Here is a 1,292-nt window from a genome sequence, read left to right as displayed (position 1 = left end):
CGAAACAGTCGCGCAAACCGGCGAAACTCGACCTCAATGAAGGAACATTTCTGAGATTCGGCGACCGCGAAAGATTGAGGTAGCTATCGCCTCACAGCACTTGAAAACTCGCCCTCGCTCCCGACGACAAGAGGCCCTGCATCAGTCGTCTTCTACGAACACCTGATCGCGCTTGGAACGTATCGACGGTAGGAGCGCCAGGATTACGCAGACCAGACCCAAGCCGAGCAGCGATGCAGCGATCGGGTTTGTGACGAACACCGTCGCGTCGCCGCGGGAGATGATCATCGCCCGACGGAGATGCTCCTCGAGCAGCGGGCCCAGAACAAAGCCCAGCAGAAGGGGTGCAGGTTCGCAGCCCACACGGATCAGGATGTAGCCGAGTATGCCGGAGACGATAATGGCATAGACGTCGAAGGGGTTGTTGTTGATGGAATAACATCCGATCGAGGCAAAGATGACGATGGCCGGAAACAGCATACGGTAGGGAATGGTTAGCATCCTCACCCACAGCCCGATCAACGGCAGGTTGAGGATCACCAGCAGCAGGTTGCCGATCCACATCGATGCGATGATGCCCCAGAACAACGCCGGCTGGCTGGTAATGACGTCCGGCCCCGGCGTGATCCCCTGAAGGATGAATGCGCCAACAATGAGTGCCATGACCGGATGTGCCGGAATGCCGAGGGTGAGCAGCGGAATAAAGGACGTCTGCGCCGCTGCGTTGTTGGCGCTCTCGGGTCCAGCTACGCCTTCGATCGCGCCATGGCCAAACTCGGCCGGATTTTTCGACAGGTTCTTCTCGACCGAATAGCTGGCAAAGGACGCCAGTACGTGGCCGCCGCCCGGCAATACGCCGAGAAGCGAGCCAAGCGCCGTTCCCCGCAGGACAGGGCCGATAATCCGCCGGAAATCATCTTTCGTCAGCCAAAGGTTCGTGACGTGCTTCACGCCGATTTCGCGCGTATGTTCATTCTGAAGGTTGCGGAAGATTTCGGAGACCCCGAATATCCCGACGGCAATCGAGACGAAGTTGATCCCCTGCGACAATTCCAGGCGACCGAACGTGAAGCGCTCCTCGCCCGTATAGATGTCCTGGCCCACCGTTCCAAGCAGCAAGCCGATGACGATCATGCCCAGTGCCTTCAGGACGGAACCGTGAGCGAGTGAGATCGAAACGAGCAGCCCTAGAACGATCAGGGCAAAATATTCCGGCGCACCGAATTCGAGCGCGATGGAGGCAAGCGGCGGAGCGGCGATCGCCAGCAGCAGGGTTGCCACGCAGCCTGCGA

Annotated in this window: 1 protein-coding gene; it reads right to left on the bottom strand. The window is 59.1% G+C overall.

Annotation, left to right across the window (positions count from 1 at the left end; translation table 11 throughout):
• Positions 1-141 precede the first annotated feature (141 nt).
• Positions 142-1,292 (bottom strand): tripartite tricarboxylate transporter permease (locus A3AY_RS0109960; RefSeq protein ID WP_018325534.1); only part of this gene is annotated, 1,151 nt, incomplete at its 5' end.

The sequence above is a fragment of the Rhizobium giardinii bv. giardinii H152 genome (assembly GCF_000379605.1).
Taxonomy (GTDB): domain Bacteria; phylum Pseudomonadota; class Alphaproteobacteria; order Rhizobiales; family Rhizobiaceae; genus Pararhizobium; species Pararhizobium giardinii.
The sequence above is the reverse complement of the archived record's forward strand: the minus strand, read 5'-3'. Positions and strand labels throughout refer to the sequence as shown.